Genomic DNA, 19,878 nt, shown 5'->3' with positions numbered 1-19,878 from the left:
CATCAGCTCACATCAGGGGCGTGAGGAAGCGCCGCAGCGTCTCTTCGTAGTGGGCCGGGTCGGCATTCCACATCGCCGCGTGCGGAGCGTGCGGTACGGGGTGCAGGGCGACCAGGTCGGGGCGGCGGGCGGCGAGCGCCCGGGAGGGCTGCCAGGGCGCCAGGGTGTCGTCGGGCCCGTGGAAGATCAGCGTGGGGACGTGCAGGGTCCGGGGCAGCGAGGTGTCCAGGAGCCGGGCGCCGTGCAGTCCGGTCTGTCCCTGGGCGGCGCGGACGGCGAGGGGCAGCAGGGCGGAGGGGACCCCGCGGGCGACGGCCAGGGCGCGCAGGGTGGTGGCCCAGTCCATGACCGGGGAGTCGAGGACGAGGCCGCAGATCCGGTCCCGGAGCGCGGAGTTGACGGAGGCGTGCAGGGCCATGGAGGCGCCGGTGGACCAGCCGTGCAGCACGACCCGCTCGGCGCCGTAGCGCACGGCGAAGCGGATGGCCGCGTCCAGGTCACGCCATTCGGACTCGCCGAGGTGGCTGAGGCCGTCCGGGGAGCGCGGGGCGCCGGCGTCGCCGCGGTAGGCGAGATCGAGCACCGGAAGCTGCTGTCCGTTCAGGAAGCCGAGCAGGTTCAGGGGATGTTCCCGGGTGGTGCCGATGCCGTGCGCGGTGATGACCCAGGTATCGCGGGGGGCGGGCACGAACCAGGCGGGAAGGGCGCCGAGTTCGCCGGTGATCTCGACCTCGCGGTGGTCCAGGCCGAGGGCCGTGGTGGGGTCGCCGCTGTGCAGCTCGGGTGTCATGCGGACCTTGGCCCCGGGGCGCAGGGTGCCGCGGTTGACGCGTTCCAGCCGGCGCACGACGGTGTCGGGGGCCTGGTGGGCCTGGTCGATCACCGGGCCGACGACGGCGTGGACGCCGTCACCGACCAGCCCGTAGGTGCCGGGCCGCAGCGCGGCGAAGGACCGGGTCAGGGTGACCTGTCCCGCCGCCGTCGCGTGCACGGTGAGTCTGCGGTCGGCGGGGAAGGGACGTCCGGACGGCGCCCGGAGGGCGACGTCGCCGGCGTACCGGCCGGCCGCGACCGCTGCCGCACCGGCGCCGAGGAGGGAGGTGACGACTGCTGCCGTCGCTTTGGCCGGGCGCACGGCTTCAGTCTCCTGGGCGCTCACGGAGTCGGCCACCGGGCGGGGGCCGTCCGGTGGCGACCCGCCGTCCGGAGGGGCGCGGGATGAATCACGGACGGCCCCGGTCCGGCTGCCCGTACCCCTTCAGCGCCTCCCGGACGTCGCCCAGCTGGTCCGGGGTGAGCAGGGCCGGGGAACGGCCGGGGACGGCGCTCGCGGCGAGCCAGAGGCGGCAGAGCCATTCGAGCTGGGCGGTGCGGTCGTACGCCTCGTCGAGGGTGGATCCGTAGGTGACGGTTCCGTGGTTGCCGAGCAGACAGCCGGTGCGGTCCCGCAGGGCCGTCAGCATGTTCGCGGCCAGCTCGTCGGTCCCGTACCGGGCGTAGGCGGCGACCCGGACGGGGCCGCCCAGCAGCGCGGCCGCGTAATGGATCGGCGGGACCTCCGCGACCAGGGTGGAGACGGCCGTGGCGTGCACCGCGTGGGTGTGCACGACGGCGGCGGCCGCCGTGTTCCGGTAGACCGCGAGATGGAGCGGGAGTTCGCTGGTCGGGGCCAGCTCACCGAGGACCTGGTTGCCCTCCAGGTCGACGCCGACCGCGTCCTGGGGGCGGAGCCGGTCGTAGGGCACGCCGCTCGGGGTGACCAGGACGGTGCCGCCGACCCGTGCCGACACATTGCCCGACGTCCCGACGACCAGGCCGTCGGCCGCCGTCCTGCGGGCGGTGGCGACGACCGCGTCCCAGGTCTGTTCGATGTCCCCGGCCTGTTCGACCGGGCCCCGCCGCTGATCGCTCATACGAAGATCCTTTCCACTGATGAGCGGTCCATGTTTTCGGCCGCCCCGGAAGATCGTCCGGAGCCGGATTCGGGGCCCACACCGCCCCGTGACCGTCCGGGGCTGTCGGAGCACGGCCAAGTGGAGCGGCGGGCCTCCGATGGGAGTCACCACAACGCCCTGTTCAGTTCATCTTCCGTTCACCCAGGTTGCCTACGGTCCACGTGCCACTGACGTCGAACGATTGCCTGGGTAAATGGAACACATCACGCTGCTGCTCGCGATTGTGATCGTGACAGCTCTAGTGTTCGATTTCACGAACGGTTTCCACGACACCGCCAACGCGATGGCCACGACCATCTCGACCGGCGCACTCAAACCCAAGACAGCGGTGGCGATGTCCGCCGTTCTCAACCTCGTCGGCGCGTTCCTGTCGGTGGAGGTCGCCAAGACGATCTCCGGCGGGATCATCAATGAGAACGGCCTCAGAACCGAGGTCATCTTCGCGGCGCTCGTCGGCGCCATCCTGTGGAATCTGCTGACCTGGCTGGTCGGACTCCCGTCCAGCTCCTCCCACGCCCTCTTCGGCGGTCTGATCGGCGCCGCGGTGATGTCCGCGGGCTGGTCTTCGGTCGACGGCGGCACGGTCGTCACCAAGGTGCTGCTCCCCGCGGTCGCCGCTCCGGTCGTCGCCGGTCTGGCCGCGTTCCTGGCCACCAAGCTGACGTACCGGATCGGCGGGAAGATCCGTAACGGCGCCCAGGAGAAGGCGACCGCCAAGGGCTACCGCGCCGGGCAGATCGCCTCCGCCGGGCTGGTCTCCCTCGCCCACGGCACCAACGACGCACAGAAGACCATGGGCATCATCACGCTCGCCCTGGTCACCGGCGGGGTGCTCTCCCCCGGTTCGAACCCGCCGGTCTGGGTCATCGTCAGCGCCGGTCTGGCCATCGCGCTCGGCACCTACCTGGGCGGCTGGCGCATCATCCGCACCATGGGCAGCGGCCTCACCGAGCTCAGGCCGCCCCAGGGCTTCGCCGCCCAGACCAGTGCGGCGACGGTCATCCTGGCCTCCTCGCACCTCGGCTTCTCCCTCTCCACCACCCAGTCCTGCTCCGGCGCCGTGATGGGCGCGGGCCTCGGCCGCCGGGGCGGTGTGGTCCGCTGGTCCACCGCCACCCGGATGTTCGTCGCCTGGGGTCTGACCCTGCCGGCCGCCGGTCTGGTCGGCGCGGGGGCGGAGTTCCTCACCCAGCAGGGCACCTGGGGCGTCGTGCTCGTCGCCGTGCTGCTGGTCGCGGGCTCCGGAGCGATCTGGGTCCTGTCGCGCCGCAAGCCGGTCGGCCAGGACGACGTCGCACCCGGCGGCCGGAACGGCACTGCCGGGGACGCCGAACCCGCGGGCGTCGTCACCGCCGCCATAGCGGCCGTCAGCCCGCCGCCCACCGCGGCCCAGGCGCAGCAGGACCTCAAGACCACCATCCCGGCCCCGGCCGGACCCGTAGCCGACCCGGCGCGACCCGCCACGGTGTAAGGACACATCCCCATGAACATCGACTGGGCAGCCCTCGGCACCGTCTTCGGTGTCTCTCTCGTCGCCACCGTCGCCCTGGTGGGCCTCTTCACGCTGGGCATCGTCGGCCTCTCCAGGCAGCCGGAACCGGCCGCGCAGGGCGGGCAGGCCGGCGGGTCCCTGATGCTGGCCCGCGCGGGCGCGTACGTCTGCTTCGGGCTGTGCGCGGCGGCCGTGGCCTACGGGATCTACATGATCGTCGCCTGACGGCCGGAGGGCCCCGCGGGGCCCTTCCCGCTCCTGCTCATCGGGCCGGACGCACCTCGTGTGCGTCCGGCCCGATGTGGGTCTCAGCACACTGCACCGTCGCAGGTCAACGGCAGGTTGACTGACGTTCGCGGAGCGTGGTGGACTGCCGGAGCCATTACGGCGACAGCAGAGGAAGCCGGTGCGAATCCGGCGCGGTCCCGCCACTGTCACCGGGGAGCAGTCCCCCACCACCGGAAGTCACGGTCCACGCCACGTGGACTGGAAGACCGGGGGAACTGCGGATCCGGGAGCCAGGAGACTCTCGTCGCCGGTCACGTCGAACCAGGGCGCGGACCCTGAGTGAGGACATATCGCCATGCCCGGCCGCCGTGCGTCCGTATCTGCGCCGCCCCTTCCACCCGTTGCCCGCACGAAGGTCCTTCGAGGCGTGACGGCCGGCTGAACCGTGCGTGCCGATCGCATCTTCGCGTACGGCGCCACGGCCGGTCTGATCGGCGATCTGCTGCTCGGTGATCCCCGCCGGGGACACCCGGTCGCCGCCTTCGGGCGGGCCGCGGCAGACGTCGAACGCCGTCTGTGGCGCGACCACCGCGGGTGGGGCGCACTGCACACCCTGGTCTGCGCCGGAGGCGCCGCGGGGGGTGCCGCGCTGGCCGCCCGCGCGCTGCGCCGCCGTCCCGCCGCGTCCGTGGCCCTGACCGCCGCCGCCACCTGGTCCGTCGTCGGCGGTACGTCGCTGGGGCGCGAGGCCCGGTCCATCGGGGACGCCCTGGCCGCCGGGGACCTCGCCCTGGCCCGTGAGCGGCTGCCCCACCTGTGCGGCCGCGACCCGCAGTCCCTGGACGGACCGCAGATCGCCCGCGCCGTGGTGGAGTCCGTCGCCGAGAACACCTCGGACGCCGTGGTCGGCGCCCTGGTCTGGGGTGCGCTGGGCGGGGTCCCCGGACTCGTCGGCTTCCGGGCCGCCAACACCCTCGACGCCATGGTCGGCCACAGGTCGCCCCGCTACCTGCGCTACGGCTGGGCCTCGGCCCGCCTCGACGACCTCGCGGGCTGGCCGGGCGCCCGGCTGACGGCGCTGCTCGCCGTGGCCGCGGGCGGACGGCCCCGGGGGGCGCTGCGGGCCTGGCGGGCGGATGCGGCCAAGCACCCGAGCCCCAACGCGGGCCCCGTGGAGGCCTCCTTCGCGGGCGCCCTCGGCGTCCGCCTGGGCGGCACCCTCGCCTACGGCGGCCGGGTCGAGCACCGCCCCGTGCTCAACGGGGAGACGGGCCGGGCCGTGGAGACCGAGGACATCGAACGCGCCGTACGGCTGTCGCGCCGGATCGGTGCGCTGGCCCTCGGCGTGAGCGTGGCGGCCCGCCTGGGCGCGGCCGCGGCCGCACGACGGATCGCCTCGACGCACGGCTCGGGGCCGCACGCCCCGGGTACGCGCACCTCAGGACGGAGACCGACATGAGCGGCGGGCTGCTGGTCGCCGGGACCACCTCGGACGCGGGCAAGAGCGTCGTCACGGCGGGCATCTGCCGCTGGCTGGTGCGCCGGGGCGTGAAGGTCGCGCCGTTCAAGGCGCAGAACATGTCCCTGAACTCCTTCGTCACCCGCGAGGGCGCCGAGATCGGCCGCGCCCAGGCCATGCAGGCCCAGGCGGCCCGGGTGGAGCCGACGGCGCTGATGAACCCGGTGCTGCTCAAGCCCGGCAGCGACCGCTCCAGCCAGGTCGTCCTGATGGGGCGCGCGGTCGGCGAGATGAGCGCCCGCGGCTACCACGGCGGCAGGCAGGAAGCGCTGCTGTCCACCGTCGTGGACTGCCTGGAGCAGCTTCGGAGCACGTATGACGCGGTGATCTGCGAGGGGGCGGGCAGTCCGGCCGAGATCAATCTGCGGCGCACGGACATCGTGAACATGGGCATCGCTCGGGCGGCGCGCTTCCCCGTGGTGGTCGTCGGCGACATCGACCGCGGCGGGGTCTTCGCGTCGTTCTTCGGTACGACGGCGCTGCTCGCCGCCGAGGACCAGGCGCTGATCGCCGGCTACCTGGTCAACAAGTTCCGCGGTGACGTGTCGCTGCTCGAACCCGGCCTGGACATGCTGCGCGATCTCACCGGACGGCCGACGTACGGGGTGCTGCCGTTCGCCCACGGCCTCGGCATCGACGAGGAGGACGGGCTGCGGGTCTCGCTGCGCGGCACCGTGCGGGAGTCGGCCGTCGCCCCGCCGCACGGCGAGGACGTCCTGCGCGTCGCGGTGTGCGCGGTGCCCCTGATGTCGAACTTCACCGATGTCGACGCGCTGGCCGCCGAACCGGGTGTCGTCGTGCGGTTCGTGGACCGCGCGGAGGAACTGTCCGACGCCGACCTCGTCATCGTGCCCGGCACGCGCGGCACCGTGAAGGCGCTGGCCTGGCTGCGCGAGCGCGGGCTCGCCGACGCGCTGCTGCGGCGCGCCGCGGAGGGCCGCCCGGTCCTCGGCATCTGCGGCGGCTACCAGATCCTCGGCGAACACATCGAGGACGAGGTGGAGTCGCGCGCCGGACGGGTCGACGCGCTCGGACTGCTGCCCGTACGCGTCCGGTTCGCCCGCGAGAAGACCCTCGCCCGGCCGGCCGGCGAGGCGCTCGGCGCCCCCGTCGAGGGGTACGAGATCCACCACGGCGTCGCGGACGTGCGGGGCGGCGAGCCGTTCCTCACCGACGGACAGGGGCAGCGCCTCGACGGCTGCCGGTCCGGCGCCGTGTGGGGCACCCACTGGCACGGCTCCCTGGAGAGCGACGCGTTCCGCCGCCGCTTCCTGACCGAGATCGCGCGGGCCGCCGGCCGCCGCTTCGTGCCCGCCCCCGGCACCTGTTTCGCCGAGCTGCGCGAGGAGCAGCTCGACCGCCTCGGTGACCTCATAGAAGAACACGCGGACACCGACGCGCTGTGGCGGCTCATCGAGTCGGGCGCACCGGCGGGACTCCCCTTCATCCCGCCCGGAGCGCCCGCGGTCCCCGCAGCACGCACCGTCCCCGGAGCGCCCGCGGCGCCCGAACCGCTGGAACCCGCCGCCACCAAGGAGGCCTTGTGAGTACGCCGTACCCCTTCACCGCCATCGTCGGACAGGACGATCTCCGCCTCGGCCTGCTGCTCAACGCCGTCTCGCCGGCCGTCGGCGGGGTGCTGGTGCGTGGCGAGAAGGGCACCGCCAAGTCCACCGCGGTGCGCGCGCTGGCCGCGCTCATGCCTGAGGTCTCCGTCGTCCCCGGGTGCCGGTTCTCCTGCGACCCCGCGTCACCCGATCCGGCGTGTCCCGACGGCCCCCACGCGTCCGCGTCCGGCGTGTCGCGGGCGGCGCGGACGGTCGAGCTGCCCGTCGGCGCCTCCGAGGACCGGCTCGTCGGGGCGCTCGACATCGAACGGGCGCTCGCCGAGGGCGTGAAGGCCTTCGAGCCGGGGCTCCTCGCGGACGCCCATCGCGGAATCCTGTACGTGGACGAGGTCAACCTCCTCCACGACCATCTGGTGGACCTGCTGCTGGACGCGGCCGCCATGGGCGCCTCGTACGTGGAGCGCGAGGGCGTCTCCGTACGCCATGCCGCGCGCTTCCTGCTCGTCGGGACGATGAATCCCGAAGAGGGCGAGCTGCGGCCGCAGTTGCTCGACCGGTTCGGGCTGACCGTCGAGGTCGCCGCGTCCCGTGAGACCGATCTGCGGGTCGAGGTGGTGCGCCGGCGCCTCGCGTACGACGACGATCCGGCCGCCTTCGCCGCCCGGTGGGCGGAAGAGGAGGGCGCGTTGCGGGCCCGGATCGCCGACGCGCGGGCACTGCTGCCCGAAGTGAGCCTCGGTGACAAGGCGTTGCGGCAGATCGCGGCCACCTGCGCGGCCTTCGAGGTGGACGGGATGCGGGCCGACATCGTGATGGCGCGGACCGCCACGGCGCTGGCCGCGTGGGCGGGGCGTACCGATGTGCTGGCCGAGGACGTCCGGCAGGCCGCCCTGCTCGCGCTCCCCCACAGGCGCCGGCGCAATCCGTTCGACGCGCCGGGGCTCGATGAGGACAAGCTCGACGACACGCTGGAGCAGAACAGCGGCGAGGACGACGATCCGGACCCGGACGGCCCCGGTGGCGGCGGCCCGCCGCCGCGGGGCGACGGTCCCGACACGCCGCCGCGGCCCGAGGGCGGCGCCGACGACACGCCCACGCCATCCGTGCCCGAGCAGGGCGGGGAGCAAGGCGGGGAGCAGGAACCGGGGCAGCCCCGGCCGGGCGGGGGCGGTGAGCAGCAGCCCGTGCGGGCCGGTGAGCCGTTCCGGACGAAGATGCTGAGCGTGCCCGGCCTGGGCGAGGGCGCGGCGGGGCGGCGCTCCCGGGCGCGTACCGAGCACGGGCGTACCACCGGTGCGCGGCGTCCGAAGGGCGCGCTCACCAAGCTGCACCTGGCCGCCACCGTGCAGGCCGCCGCCCCGCACCAGCGGGCGCGGGGCCGGTCCGGGCCGGGTCTGGTGGTGCGCCGGGACGATCTGCGGCAGGCGACGCGGGAGGGGCGCGAGGGGAACCTCGTGCTGTTCGTCGTGGACGCGTCGGGGTCGATGGCGGCCCGGCAGCGGATGGCCGCCGTGAAGGGCGCGGTCCTCTCCCTGCTGATGGATGCCTATCAGCGGCGGGACAAGGTCGGTCTGATCACCTTCCGGGGCAAGGAGGCGGCCGTGGTGCTGCCGCCCACCTCGTCGGTGGACGCGGCGGCCGCGCGGCTGGAGACACTGCCGACCGGTGGGCGCACCCCGCTGGCCGCCGGGCTGCTGAAGGCCCATGACGTGCTGCGGGTGGAGCGGCTGCGCGATCCGTCGCGGCGGCCGCTGCTGGTCGTGGTGACCGACGGGCGGGCCACCGGGGGGCCGGAGCCGGTGGCACTGGCCTGGCGGGCCGCCCGGCTGCACGAGATCGAGGGCACGGCGTCCGTGGTCGTGGACTGCGAGTCGGGTCCGGTGCGGCTCGGTCTCGCGGTGAGTCTCGCGGACGAGCTGGGCGGCACCGCCGTCACGCTCGACGAGCTGCGGGCGGACTCGATCGCCGGGCTGGTCAAGGATGTTCGGGACAACAGCAGGAGGGCTGCTTGATGCCGCAGGGACAGCCGGTCAGTGTGCCGGACGACGGACTCACCACCCGGCAGCGCCGCAACCGGCCGCTGCTGATGGTGCACACCGGTATCGGCAAGGGCAAGTCGACGGCGGCCTTCGGGCTGGCGCTGCGCGCCTGGAATCAGGGGTGGCCGGTCGGGGTCTTCCAGTTCGTGAAGTCGGCGAAGTGGAAGGTCGGCGAGGAGAACGCGCTGAAGGTCCTCGGCGCGAGCGACGAGGGCGGGCCCGTCGTCTGGCACAAGATGGGCGAGGGCTGGTCCTGGGTCCAGCGCGACCAGCAGCTGGACAACGAGGCCGCGGCCCGCGAGGGCTGGGAGCAGGTCAAGCGTGATCTCGCCGCCGAGACGCACCGGCTGTACGTGCTCGACGAGTTCGCCTACCCGATGCACTGGGGGTGGGTCGACACCGACGAGGTCGTCGAGGTGCTGCGCGACCGGCCCGGTTCGCAGCACGTGGTGATCACCGGGCGCAACGCGCCCGCCGCGCTGCTGGACGCGGCGGATCTGGTGACCGACATGTCAAAGGTCAAGCACCCGATGGACGCCGGACAGAAGGGCCAGAGGGGCATCGAGTGGTGACGGTTCCCCGCCTGGTCATCGCCGCGCCGTCGTCCGGCAGCGGCAAGACCACCGTCGCGACGGGTCTGCTGGCCGCCTTCGCCGGGCGGGGGCTCGCCGTGTCCGGGCACAAGGTCGGGCCCGACTACATCGACCCGGGCTACCACACCCTCGCGACGGGGCGGCCGGGGCGCAACCTCGACGCGTACATGTGCGGGCCGGAGCTGGTCGCCCCGCTGTTCGCGCACGGTGCGCGGGGCTGTGACCTGGCGGTCGTGGAAGGGGTGATGGGGCTGTACGACGGGGCCTCCGGGCTCGGCGAGCTCGCGTCCACCGCGCACGTCGCGAAGCTGCTGCGGGCGCCGGTGGTGCTGGTCGTGGACGCGTCGTCGCAGTCGCGGTCGGTGGCGGCGCTGGTGCACGGATTCGCCTCGTGGGACCCGCGGGTGCGGATCGGCGGGGTGATCCTGAACAAGGTCGGCTCCGACCGTCACGAGGAGTTGCTGCGCGAGGCCCTGGACGAGTCCGGGGTGCCGGTCATGGGGGTGCTGCGGCGGGCCGAGCAGGTGGCGGTGCCGTCGCGGCACCTGGGGCTGGTGCCGGTGGCCGAGCGGCGGGGCGACGCGGTGGCCGCCGTCGCGGCGATGCGGGAGCAGGTGCTGGCGGGGTGCGATCTGGACGCGCTGCTGGCGCTGGCCCGGTCCGCGCCGTCCGTGGCGAGTGAGGTGTGGGACGCGGCGGGGGCCGTGGCCGCCCGCGGCGGGCCTGTTCCGGGGGCGGGAGGGGTACGGGTCGCTGTCGCGTCCGGGGCCGCCTTCACCTTCTCCTACGCCGAGCACAGTGAGCTGCTCACCGCCGCCGGGGCCGAGGTGGTGCCGTTCGACCCGTTGCGGGACGAGGCGCTGCCCGAGGGGACCCGGGGGCTGGTCATCGGGGGCGGGTTCCCCGAGGTGTACGGGCCGGATCTGTCCGCCAACGAGCCGTTGCGCGGGGCCGTCGCGGAGCTCGCGGCGTCCGGGGCACCGGTGGCCGCAGAGTGTGCGGGGCTGCTGTATCTGGCGCGGTCGCTCGACGGGCTGCCCATGTGCGGGGTGCTGAACGCCGAGGGCCGGATGTCCCAGCGGCTGACGCTCGGTTACCGGGACGCCGTGGCGCTCTCCGACAACGTGCTCGCGGCGGCCGGTACGCGGATGCGCGGGCACGAGTTCCACCGCACCGTGCTGGAGCCGGGCGCCGGGGACGAGCCGGCCTGGGGCATGCACCGGCCGGAGCGGCGCGTGGAGGGGTTCGTGCGGCGGGGCGTGCACGCGAGTTATCTGCACACGCACTGGGCCTCCGCGCCCGGTACGGCCCGCCGGTTCGTCGAGCGGTGCGCGGAATGAGCCCCGGGCACCGCACGGGGCGGGAAGCGGCGGGCAGGTCAGTCCGCGATGCCCACGACCAGCCAGATGAAGCCCACTCCGGCGACCGTGCAGAGCAGCGTGGAGCGGGCGGGGTGGTCGTGGTGCGCCTCGGGCAGGATCTCGGCGGCGGCGAGGTAGAGCAGCGCTCCGCCGAAGAAGCCGAGATAGCAGCCGAGGAGTTCCGCCGGAAGGGTGAACAGAAGCGTCGTCGCCGCGCCGACGACGGGCGCCGCCGCGTCCGCGTAGAGCATCGTGAGGGCCTTGCGGCGGGCGTTCCCGTACAGGCTGGTGATCGTGTACGTGTTGAAGCCGTCCGCGAAGTCGTGGGTGATGACGGCGAGGGCGACGGCCGCGCCCATGCCGCCGCCGACCTGGAAGGCGGCGCCGAGCGCCACGCCGTCCATCAGGCTGTGGCCGACCATCGCCGCCGCCGCCGTCAGCCCGACCTGGGGCACCCGTTCCTCGCCCGCGCCGTGTGCGGCCTGGCGTACCGCGAGCAGCCGCTCCACCAGGTGGGCGGCCAGGAAGCCGCCGACGAACAGCAGCAGGGCCGCCGGTACGCCGAAGACGAGGCCGCCGGCGGCCTCGATCGCCTCCGGCAGCAGGTCCAGGCCGACCACGCCGAGCATCAGTCCGCCGGCGAAGCCGAGCACGAGGTGGCGGCGGTCGGTGACGCGCTGGGCGACCCAGCCGCCGGCCAGGGTCATCAGGAACGCGCCGAGCGCGACGAACACCGCCATGGGCTCTTGCTAGCCGATGGACCCCGGTGCCCGCATCTCAGGGCGCCCTCCGTCAGGCCCCGCCCTCACCCGTCCAGAAAGGATCGCTCCATGACCGAAACAGTCGCCGCGGCCGTGACGCTGGCGACGGACGCGGTGGGGGGCCCGATGGAGGGCGCCTCGCTCGCCGTCGGGGTCGGCGCGTCCAGGGGCGCGCCCGCGGACGAGGTGTCCGGGCTGATCAGGGACACCCTGGCCGGGGCCGGGCTCTCGCCGTCGGGCGTCGCGGAGTTGGTGACCGTCGACGCCAGGGCCGAGGAGCCGGGGATCGTGGCCGCCGCCGCACGGCTCGGTGTGCCGCTGCGCACGTATACGGCCCAGGAGCTGGCCCGCGTCGAGGTGCCGCATCCGTCCGGAGCGCCGTTCGCCGCCGTCGGCACGCCCTCGGTGGCGGAGGCCGCGGCGCTCGCCGCCGGCGGCGAACTCCTGGTGCCGAAACGGAAGTCGCAGCCCAAAGGGCGCGCGGCGATGGTCACCTGCGCGGTGGCCCGCCTGCCGCGCCCGGTGCACGGCAGGGCCTGGACCGTTGCGTGAAGCCGGGTGCGGGGCGCATAGTCGTTCTGCCGTACTTCCTCTGCACCGGCGGCGCCACCGGGAGGCCGTCAGGAGCGATCCGCGGATGAACGGCGACTCCCGCGTGTACCGATCTCACTGCCGGGCCTCGAGGACAAGGTGGGACCGCCGCACCAGCCGCGCTTCCACCCTGACGCCGACGGCCATCACCACCACCCCCCACCATGGCGGTCATGCACACTCCCATTGAGAGCCCCGACGCAACCGGCGCGGGCGCGCACGATCTGCGGCATCACGGTGACGCGGAGGTACGGGGACGGGGCCGGGATCTGACCGATCTCGCCGTCAACGTACGGGCCGGTACCCCACCGGCCTGGCTGAAGGAGCGGATAGCCGCGTCGCTGGGCGCGCTCTCCGCCTACCCGGACGGACGCCCGGCGCTCGCGGCGGTCGCCGCGCGCCACGGGCTGCCGCCCGAGCGGGTCCTGCTGACCGCGGGTGCGGCGGAGGCGTTCGTGCTGATCGCACGCGCGCTGCCGGCCCGGCGGCCGGTGGTGGTCCATCCCCAGTTCACCGAGCCCGAGGCCGCCCTGCGCGCGGCCGGGCACGAGGTGGGACGGGTGCTGTTGCGGGCCGAGGACGGCTTCCGGCTGGATCCGGCCGCCGTTCCGGCCGACGCGGATCTGGTGGTGGTCGGCAATCCGACCAACCCGACGTCCGTGCTGCACCCCGCGGCCGTGCTGGAGCAACTGGCTCGCCCCGGGCGGACCCTGGTGGTCGACGAGGCGTTCATGGACGCGGTGCCCGGTGAGCGGGAGGCGCTGTGCGGCCGCACCGACGTCCCCGGGCTCGTCGTCCTGCGCAGCCTCACCAAGACCTGGGGGCTCGCCGGACTGCGGATCGGTTACGTCACGGCCGCGCCGGAGACCGTGCGCAGGCTGGCGGAGGCGCAGCCGCTGTGGCCGGTGTCGTCACCGGCGCTGACGGCCGCGGAGGCGTGCATGGAGCCGAGGGCGCTGGCCGAGGCGGCGGCCGCGGCGGACCGCATCGCGGTGGACCGGTGCCATCTGGTCGCGGGGCTCCGCGAGTTCACCGAGATCCACGTGGTGGAGCCGGCCGAGGGCTCGTTCGTCCTGGTCCGGCTGGAGCGGGCGGCCGAGATACGGGAGCGGATGCGGATGCTCGGCTTCGCGGCCCGGCGCGGCGATACGTTCCCGGGGCTCGGCACCGACTGGCTGCGGCTGGCCGTGCGCGACCGTACGACGACCAATCGCTTCCTCCAGGTGCTCGACCAGGCGCTCCAGGCGCTGACCGCCGTCAGCCGGTGACGGCCCCGCCCGGTCCGGTGTCGCGTCGGGGGCGGGGAGCGATGCTCCACTCATGGAGCACCGCTCCCCGCCCCCTGTTCCCCCTACGGCCCCCCGGCCGCCCCCTCGGGCCCTGACACGGTCTCCCGCGCGTCAGCCCCGCGCACGACGCCGGGTCACGACCATCGCGCCGGCGCCGACGGCCAGCAGCAGCGCCGCACCGCCCGCGATGTAAGGCGTGCTGGAGCTGGAGCCCGTCTCTGCGAGATCGGCGCCGGAGGCCGCGGGTGCGTTGCCGGTGCCGGTCTGCGTCTTCACATCGCCGCCGGAGCCGCCGGCTGTGGAACCCCCGTTGCCGGAGCTGCCGGAACCGCTGGTGCCGCTGGTGCCGCCGCCGTCGGTCGAACCGCCGTCGCTGGAGCCGCCGTCCGTGGAACCGCCGTCCGACGAGCCGCCGGTGGAGCCGCCCGGCGCGGGCGCCTTCGGCGTCTCGCAGGTGGCCTCGGCGAGGGTGACCTCGCCCTGTACGTCGGCGACGTTCAGCTTGAGCGGGTTCACCGAGACCTTCAGCTGAAGTGCCGAGGCCGCCGCGGTGCGTGAGGTGGTGTGCGTCTTCGACAGGTCGAGCGTCACCTCGCCGACACCCGGCACCTTGACCTGGGTGGTGCCTGAGGCGGTGAGGGTGACGCGCTGGCCGAGGACCTTCACGTACCCCAGCACGTCCGACTCGGCGACCGGCTTGTGGCCCACCTCGCAGACCGCCTTGGACGTGACCTGCTCGACCTCGATCAGTGGGAGCAGCGGCAGACCGGGCAGGTGGAGCCGGGCCTTCACGATGTTGGTGTAGCCCTCGGCACGGTGCTTGTCGACGGTCGCGTTCGCCGTCGCGACATCGGCACGCAGCACGTGGACCGGCTGTCCTTCGTCCACACCGTCGAGCCGCACGCTGAGCGCGGTCTCCTTCGCGGTGGCCGGGGCGTGCACCTCGTTGAGCGTGGCCGCGAGCGGCACTTCGATCGACTTGTTCAGGAGCGAGACGTCGAGTGCGGTACGGAGCACTACCGCGCTCGCCTTCCCGCCGCCGGTGGTCGTGGCGGTGGTCGCGGTGGCGGCCTGCGCGGGGACGGCGACCAGCAGTGCGACGGGAGCGGCGGCGATCGCCAGGGCGGCGAGGCGGAAGGTGTTGCTGTTCAAGATGGTGGAACCCCCACAAGAGACTTTGGAGCCACCGGCGCCGTCCAATGGGGGACATCGCGGGCACCGGTGGCCTCGACTCCGTGAATCTTTACGCACAGAGGGTGAACTGGCGGATACCTGAGGTGAGTTCACCCCAAAGGGGGTTTTTCGTGTCTGTATTCGAATATCTCGGCACGTGCGTTCCTCGGGTTCACCCGTTTCACCCGTTTCACTGAGCGTGGGCGGCTCGAAGGCGACCGCCCGGCGCGCACGCGGATATGTTCAACGAGCGGACCGACCCCCGGTAACTGCCGGTCAACACGGTGCACACCCGGGCCGGTCCGAGCCCGGGGCCCGCCCGTCAGCCGATCACGCGCCCGTTCAGCACGACCCTGCGGGGCGCGGCCAGCACGCGCACGTCCGCCCGCGGGTCCTCGTCGTACACCACCAGGTCGGCCGGAGCGCCCTCCTCCAGTCCCGGCCTGCCGAGCCACGCGCGGGCACCCCAGGTCGCGGCGGACAGCGCGGTCAGGGCCGGGATGCCCGCCTTCACCAGCTCGGCGACCTCGTCGGCCACCAGCCCGTGGGCGAGCACACCGCCCGCGTCGGTGCCGACGAAGACGGGGACACCGGCGTCATGGGCGGCGCCCACCGTGTCGTAGCGGCGCTCGTGCAGCCGGCGCATATGGGCGGACCACCGCGGGTACTTGGCGTCGCCGCCCTGCGCCAGCGAGGGGAAGGTGGCGATATTGACCAGTGTCGGGACGATCGCGACCCCGCGCTCCGCGAAGAGCGGGATCGTCTCCTCGGTCAGCCCCGTCGCGTGCTCGACGCAGTCGATCCCGGCCTCGACGAGATCGCGCAGCGAGTCCTCCGCGAAGCAGTGCGCGGTGACCCGGGCGCCCAGCCGGTGCGCCTCCGCGATGGCCGCCCCAACCGCCTCGCGCGGCCAGCACGCCGTCAGGTCGCCCACCTCCCGGTCGATCCAGTCGCCGACCAGCTTCACCCAGCCGTCGCCGCGGCGCGCTTCCTGCGCCACGTACGCCACCAGCTCGTCCGGCTCGATCTCGTACGCGTAGTTCCTGGTGTACCGCCGGGTCCTGGCGATGTGGCGGCCGGCCCTGATGATCTTCGGCAGGTCCTCGCGGCCGTCGATCCACCGGGTGTCGGCGGGCGAACCCGCGTCCCGCAGGAGCAGCGCACCGGCCTCCCGGTCGTCGACGGCCTGCTTCTCCGTGGTCGCCGCGTCGACGGCCCCGTGGTGGTCGAGCCCGACGTGGCAGTGGGCGTCGACCAGACCCGGCAGCGCCCATCCGCTGAGGACCGCCGCCCCGTCCGCACCGGCGGGCCGCTCGTACGAGACGCGTCCGTCGACCGCCCAGAGCTCGTCCCTGACCTCGTCGGGGCCGACGAGCACCCGCCCCTTCACATGCAGCACCCTCGGCGCCTCGTGATCACTCATGCACAGCACTGTACGAGGGACCCGCAAGGCCGTTCGCGAGGTGCTGGGTACCCTCGGTGCGGGCCCGGTCCGCAGGCCGGCCGCACACCGATCCGACCCCGAAGAGAGCACCACCGTGACGCACCCCTTCCTCGACCTCACCCCGCTCACCCCCGCGCATTTCGCGGCCGTCGAGCGGCGGGTGGCCGGTCTCCTCGCCACCGAGCAGGATGTCGTCATCATGCAGGGCGAGGCCCTGCTCCCCCTCGAAGGCTGCATCCGGGGCGGCGCCCGGCCCGGTTCGACCGCGCTGAACGTGGTGACGGGTCCGTACGGGCAGACCTTCGGCAACTGGCTGCGGGACTGCGGCGCCGAGGTCATCGACCTGGCGGTGCCCTTCCACACGGCCGTCACCGCCGACCAGGTCGCCAAGGCGCTGGCCGCGCACCCGGAGATCGACTTCGTCTCGCTGGTCCACGCGGAGGCGGCGACCGGCAACACCAACCCGGTCGCGGAGATCGGCGAGGTCGTGCGCGCGCACGGGGCGCTGTTCATGCTGGACGCCGTCGCCTCCGTGGGCGCGGAGCCGCTGCTGCCCGACGCGTGGGGCGTCGACCTGTGCGTGATCGGCGCGCAGAAGGCGATGGGTGGTCCGGCCGGGGTGTCCGCGGTGTCGGTGAGTGCCCGCGCCTGGGAGCGGCTCGCCGCCAACCCGCAGGCCCCGCGCCGCTCCTACCTCTCGCTGCTGGACTGGAAGGAGCGCTGGATCGACGGCGGCCGCAAGGCGCTGCCGCACGCGCCGGCCCAGCTGGAGATGCTGGCGCTGGAGGCCTGTGTGGAGCGGATCGAGGCGGAGGGCCCGGACGCCCTCATGGCCCGTCACTCCGCGGCGGCCGCGGCCACCCGGGCCGGGGCGCTCGCGCTGGGCGGCGGTCTGGCCCCGTACGTGCGCGAGGCGAAGGACGCGGCGCCGGTGGCGACCACACTGCGCACCCCGGAGGGGGTGGACGCCGCGGGTCTGGTCGCACGGGCGCTCGCCGCGGACCCGTCGCTGCCGCTGATCGCGGGCGGAGGGGCGCTGTCCGGGGAGATGATCCGGGTCAATCACTACGGGGTGGATGCGACGCGGGGCGCGGTGCTCTCCTCGCTCGCGGCTCTGGGGGCGGCGCTGGCCGATGCGGGCCGGCAGGTCAATTTCGAAGCTGCCCGCAAGACGGTTTCGGAAACCTGGCCCAGCGAATAAATCCCGACGCAATCCAAGAATGTGGGGAGCTGCCTCATCGAGAGCAGCTCCCCACATTCTTCTTCCCGCTCCTTCGAAGGCTAAACACCCCAGTTTTCACAGGTCCTTCTCACTCAATTCAGTGATGTCTCACGAGAGTTACCACCTTGTGACCGACTCCACACCAAGGGCGTTTTGCCGGATAAATGCCGGTCAAATCGGGAGGAAGAGGAGGCGATTCGCGCTGGGGCGCGCACCCGCGTGATAGCACAACAAGGCTCTTCACCCAACCCCTTTCCTCGATGCAATTTCGAAACTTGCTGGGTAAATTCAATTCCCATGACCGCCGCACCAGCAGATTTTGCACGTGCCCGAAGCGAATTCATCACTATCGACACCCCACGAGTGGAGGACGGAGCCGCGATCTGGCGCATTGCCCGCGACTCCAAGGTTCTGGACCTCAACTCCTCGTACAGTTACCTGCTGTGGTGTCGTGACTTCGCGGCGACCTCCGTGGTCGCTCGCGACGAGACCGGCAGCCCGGTCGCCTTCGTGACGGGGTACATCAGGCCAGACCGCCCCGAGACGCTCGTCGTCTGGCAGGTGGCCGTCGACCACGGCCACCGCGGCACCGGCCTGGCGGCGAAGCTGCTGGACGAGCTGACCGCACGGGTCGCCGCGGACCAGGGCCTCGCCTCGGTCGAGACGACCATCACGCCGGACAACACCGCATCGGACCGCCTGTTCACCTCCTACGCCCAGCGCCACGACGTGGCACTGGAACAAGAGGTGCTCTTCGACGGCGGCCTGTTCCCGGAGGGCACTCATCTGCCGGAAGTGCTCTACCGCATAGGCCCGTTCCACGCCTGAGCGCGCACTTTCGCCGACGGGCGCCGTACCCGTCGCGATCCCTTCACCGCCGCCCGTCACACCCCCCTCACGCAGGAGACCCGCTGTGACCATCACCCCGCCCGCCCTCAGTGTCTTCGAGACCCTGGAGTCCGAGGTACGTAGCTACTGCCGCGGCTGGCCCGCCGTGTTCGACCGCGCGCAGGGCGCCCGGCTGACGGACGAGGACGGCCACTCGTACCTCGACTTCTTCGCCGGAGCCGGCTCGCTCAACTACGGCCACAACAACCCGGTGCTGAAACGCGCGCTGATCGACTACATCGAGCGCGACGGCATCACGCACGGCCTCGACATGGCGACCACCGCCAAGCGGGCCTTCCTGGAGACCTTCCAGAACGTCATCCTGCGGCCGCGCGACCTGCCGTACAAGGTGATGTTCCCCGGCCCGACGGGCACCAACGCCGTCGAGTCGGCGCTGAAGCTGGCCCGCAAGGTGAAGGGCCGCGAGTCCGTGGTCTCGTTCACCAACGCCTTCCACGGCATGTCGCTCGGCTCGCTGGCCGTCACCGGCAACGCCTTCAAGCGGGCCGGCGCCGGTATCCCGCTGGTGCACGGCACGCCGATGCCGTTCGACAACTACTTCGACGGCACCGTTCCGGACTTCCTCTGGTTCGAGCGGCTGCTGGACGACCAGGGCTCCGGGCTCAACAAGCCCGCCGCCGTGATCGTGGAGACGGTCCAGGGCGAGGGCGGCATCAACGTCGCCCGCGCCGAGTGGCTCCGTGCGCTCCAGGAGCTGTGCCACCGCCAGGACATGCTGCTCATCGTCGACGACATCCAGATGGGCTGCGGCCGGACCGGCGGCTTCTTCTCCTTCGAGGAGGCCGGCATCACGCCGGACATCGTGACGCTGTCGAAGTCCATCAGCGGCTACGGCATGCCCATGTCGCTCTGCCTGTTCAAGCCCGAGCTGGACATCTGGGAGCCGGGCGAGCACAACGGCACCTTCCGCGGCAACAACCCGGCGTTCGTCACCGCCGCCGCCGCGCTCGACGCCTACTGGGCGGACGGCCAGATGGAGAAGCAGACGCTGGCCCGCGGCGAGCAGGTCGAGCAGGCGCTCCTGGCGATCTGCGGCGAGCACGACAGCGCGCAGTTCCGCGGCCGCGGACTGGTGTGGGGCATGGAGTTCAACGACCCGAAGCGCGCGTCCGCCATCTGCGCCCGCGCGTTCGAGCTGGGGTTGCTGCTGGAGACCTCCGGTCCGAAGAGCGAGGTCGTCAAGCTGCTGCCGCCGCTGACCATCACCCCCGAGGAGCTGGACGAGGGCCTGCGCACGCTGGCCCGCTGCGTCCGCGAGACCGCCTGACCCGGGGCCGCCCCGGGCGGGCCCGACGAGATACACCGCTGCAGAGAGAAAGGCACCGACCCACCGTGATTGTCCGATCGTTCAGTGACGTCGAGAACACCGACCGGCATGTGAAGTCCGCCTCCGGCACCTGGGAGAGCAAGCGCATCGTGCTCGCCAAGGAGAAGGTGGGCTTCTCGCTCCACGAGACCGTGCTGTACGCGGGCACGGAGACGTCGATGTGGTACGCCAACCACATCGAGGCCGTGCTCTGCACGGAGGGCGAGGCAGAGCTCACCAACGACGACACCGGTGAGAAGCACTGGATCGCCCCCGGCACGATGTACCTGTTGAACGGGCACGAGCACCACACCCTGCGCCCCAAGACGGACTTCCGTTGCGTGTGCGTCTTCAACCCCCCCGTCACCGGACGGGAGGACCACGACGAGAACGGTGTCTACCCGCTGCTGACCGAGGAGGGCTGAACC

General features: G+C 73.0%; 17 protein-coding genes, 1 pseudogene and 1 riboswitch. Of the genes and pseudogenes, 13 read left to right on the top strand and 5 right to left on the bottom strand.

Annotated features, from left to right (window positions below):
• Positions 1 to 7: 7 nt before the first annotated feature.
• Both ACIQM0_RS09110 and ACIQM0_RS09105 read right to left on the bottom strand, forming a co-directional pair.
• Positions 8 to 1,135: an alpha/beta hydrolase gene (locus ACIQM0_RS09110; RefSeq protein ID WP_401284939.1), complete on the bottom strand. Its 1,128-nt coding sequence runs from the start codon at positions 1,133 to 1,135 to the stop codon at positions 8 to 10.
• Between the two features lie 88 nt (positions 1,136 to 1,223).
• Entirely contained in the window at positions 1,224 to 1,913 is a 690-nt protein-coding gene (locus tag ACIQM0_RS09105; protein ID WP_401284936.1) for a class II aldolase/adducin family protein, read from the bottom strand.
• A 235-nt stretch (positions 1,914 to 2,148) separates the two neighbouring features.
• Here ACIQM0_RS09105 and ACIQM0_RS09100 point away from each other — a divergent pair, with 235 nt between their 5' ends.
• The 7 genes from ACIQM0_RS09100 to ACIQM0_RS09070 all read left to right on the top strand — a co-directional run bounded on the left by ACIQM0_RS09100 (position 2,149) and on the right by ACIQM0_RS09070 (position 10,734).
• Positions 2,149 to 3,426 carry an anion permease gene (locus tag ACIQM0_RS09100; protein WP_401284933.1) on the top strand — a complete coding sequence of 426 codons (1,278 nt, stop codon included), beginning with the start codon at positions 2,149 to 2,151 and terminating at the stop codon, positions 3,424 to 3,426.
• Positions 3,427 to 3,438: 12 nt separating this feature from the next.
• Complete coding sequence (locus ACIQM0_RS09095) at positions 3,439 to 3,672, top strand: hypothetical protein (protein ID WP_401284930.1); 234 nt, start codon at positions 3,439 to 3,441, stop codon at positions 3,670 to 3,672.
• 170 nt (positions 3,673 to 3,842) lie between these two features.
• A riboswitch (cobalamin riboswitch) is annotated at positions 3,843 to 3,976 on the top strand.
• A 144-nt stretch (positions 3,977 to 4,120) separates the two neighbouring features.
• Positions 4,121 to 5,134: a cobalamin biosynthesis protein gene (locus tag ACIQM0_RS09090; protein ID WP_401284927.1), complete on the top strand. Its 1,014-nt coding sequence runs from the start codon at positions 4,121 to 4,123 to the stop codon at positions 5,132 to 5,134.
• Positions 5,131 to 6,741, top strand: coding sequence for a cobyric acid synthase (locus ACIQM0_RS09085; protein WP_401284924.1), 1,611 nt, complete (start codon positions 5,131 to 5,133; stop codon positions 6,739 to 6,741). The genes ACIQM0_RS09090 and ACIQM0_RS09085 overlap by 4 nt, the downstream gene beginning before the upstream one ends.
• Positions 6,738 to 8,774 (top strand): putative cobaltochelatase, encoded by a 2,037-nt coding sequence (locus tag ACIQM0_RS09080; RefSeq protein ID WP_401284921.1) that lies wholly within the window; start codon positions 6,738 to 6,740, stop codon positions 8,772 to 8,774. The genes ACIQM0_RS09085 and ACIQM0_RS09080 overlap by 4 nt, the downstream gene beginning before the upstream one ends.
• Complete coding sequence (gene cobO / locus ACIQM0_RS09075) at positions 8,774 to 9,373, top strand: cob(I)yrinic acid a,c-diamide adenosyltransferase (protein ID WP_401284919.1); 600 nt, start codon at positions 8,774 to 8,776, stop codon at positions 9,371 to 9,373. Before ACIQM0_RS09080 ends, cobO begins: the two co-directional genes overlap by 1 nt.
• Positions 9,367 to 10,734: a cobyrinate a,c-diamide synthase gene (locus ACIQM0_RS09070; RefSeq protein ID WP_401284916.1), complete on the top strand. Its 1,368-nt coding sequence runs from the start codon at positions 9,367 to 9,369 to the stop codon at positions 10,732 to 10,734. Before cobO ends, ACIQM0_RS09070 begins: the two co-directional genes overlap by 7 nt.
• A 38-nt stretch (positions 10,735 to 10,772) precedes the next feature.
• Here the strand turns inward: ACIQM0_RS09070 and ACIQM0_RS09065 are convergent, their stop codons facing one another.
• A complete protein-coding gene (locus ACIQM0_RS09065; RefSeq protein ID WP_401284914.1) occupies positions 10,773 to 11,495 on the bottom strand; it encodes a ZIP family metal transporter in 723 nt (240 codons plus the stop codon).
• Between the two features lie 147 nt (positions 11,496 to 11,642).
• Here ACIQM0_RS09065 and ACIQM0_RS09060 point away from each other — a divergent pair.
• Both ACIQM0_RS09060 and cobC read left to right on the top strand, forming a co-directional pair.
• A pseudogene (locus ACIQM0_RS09060) lies at positions 11,643 to 12,050 on the top strand (cobalamin biosynthesis protein); the annotation flags it as partial.
• Between the two features lie 230 nt (positions 12,051 to 12,280).
• Entirely contained in the window at positions 12,281 to 13,375 is a 1,095-nt protein-coding gene (cobC, locus tag ACIQM0_RS09055; RefSeq protein ID WP_401284911.1) for an Rv2231c family pyridoxal phosphate-dependent protein CobC, read from the top strand.
• Between the two features lie 132 nt (positions 13,376 to 13,507).
• On the opposite strand, the gene ACIQM0_RS09050 is transcribed toward cobC, so the two are convergent.
• Both ACIQM0_RS09050 and ACIQM0_RS09045 read right to left on the bottom strand, forming a co-directional pair.
• The gene (locus tag ACIQM0_RS09050) at positions 13,508 to 14,548 is read right to left on the bottom strand and encodes an SCO1860 family LAETG-anchored protein (protein ID WP_401284908.1); all 1,041 of its coding nucleotides are present in this window, start codon (positions 14,546 to 14,548) and stop codon (positions 13,508 to 13,510) included.
• A gap of 343 nt (positions 14,549 to 14,891) precedes the next feature.
• Positions 14,892 to 15,992: an amidohydrolase family protein gene (locus ACIQM0_RS09045; RefSeq protein WP_401284905.1), complete on the bottom strand. Its 1,101-nt coding sequence runs from the start codon at positions 15,990 to 15,992 to the stop codon at positions 14,892 to 14,894.
• Positions 15,993 to 16,107: 115 nt separating this feature from the next.
• Between ACIQM0_RS09045 and ACIQM0_RS09040 the strand changes: the two genes are divergently transcribed.
• The 4 genes from ACIQM0_RS09040 (at position 16,108) to ACIQM0_RS09025 (ending at position 19,875) form a co-directional block, all read left to right on the top strand.
• A complete protein-coding gene (locus ACIQM0_RS09040) occupies positions 16,108 to 17,214 on the top strand; it encodes a pyridoxal-phosphate-dependent aminotransferase family protein (RefSeq protein WP_401284903.1) in 1,107 nt (368 codons plus the stop codon).
• 384 nt (positions 17,215 to 17,598) lie between these two features.
• Entirely contained in the window at positions 17,599 to 18,063 is a 465-nt protein-coding gene (gene ectA, locus ACIQM0_RS09035) for a diaminobutyrate acetyltransferase (RefSeq protein ID WP_363028386.1), read from the top strand.
• Positions 18,064 to 18,148: 85 nt separating this feature from the next.
• Entirely contained in the window at positions 18,149 to 19,411 is a 1,263-nt protein-coding gene (gene ectB, locus ACIQM0_RS09030; protein ID WP_401284899.1) for a diaminobutyrate--2-oxoglutarate transaminase, read from the top strand.
• Positions 19,412 to 19,476: 65 nt separating this feature from the next.
• Positions 19,477 to 19,875, top strand: a complete 399-nt coding sequence (locus tag ACIQM0_RS09025) for an ectoine synthase (protein ID WP_362961705.1) — start codon at positions 19,477 to 19,479, stop codon at positions 19,873 to 19,875.
• Positions 19,876 to 19,878: the final 3 nt, after the last annotated feature.

This window comes from Streptomyces sp. NPDC091387 (assembly GCF_044756945.1).
Lineage (GTDB): Bacteria > Actinomycetota > Actinomycetes > Streptomycetales > Streptomycetaceae > Streptomyces.
The sequence above is the reverse complement of the archived record's forward strand: the minus strand, read 5'-3'. Positions and strand labels throughout refer to the sequence as shown.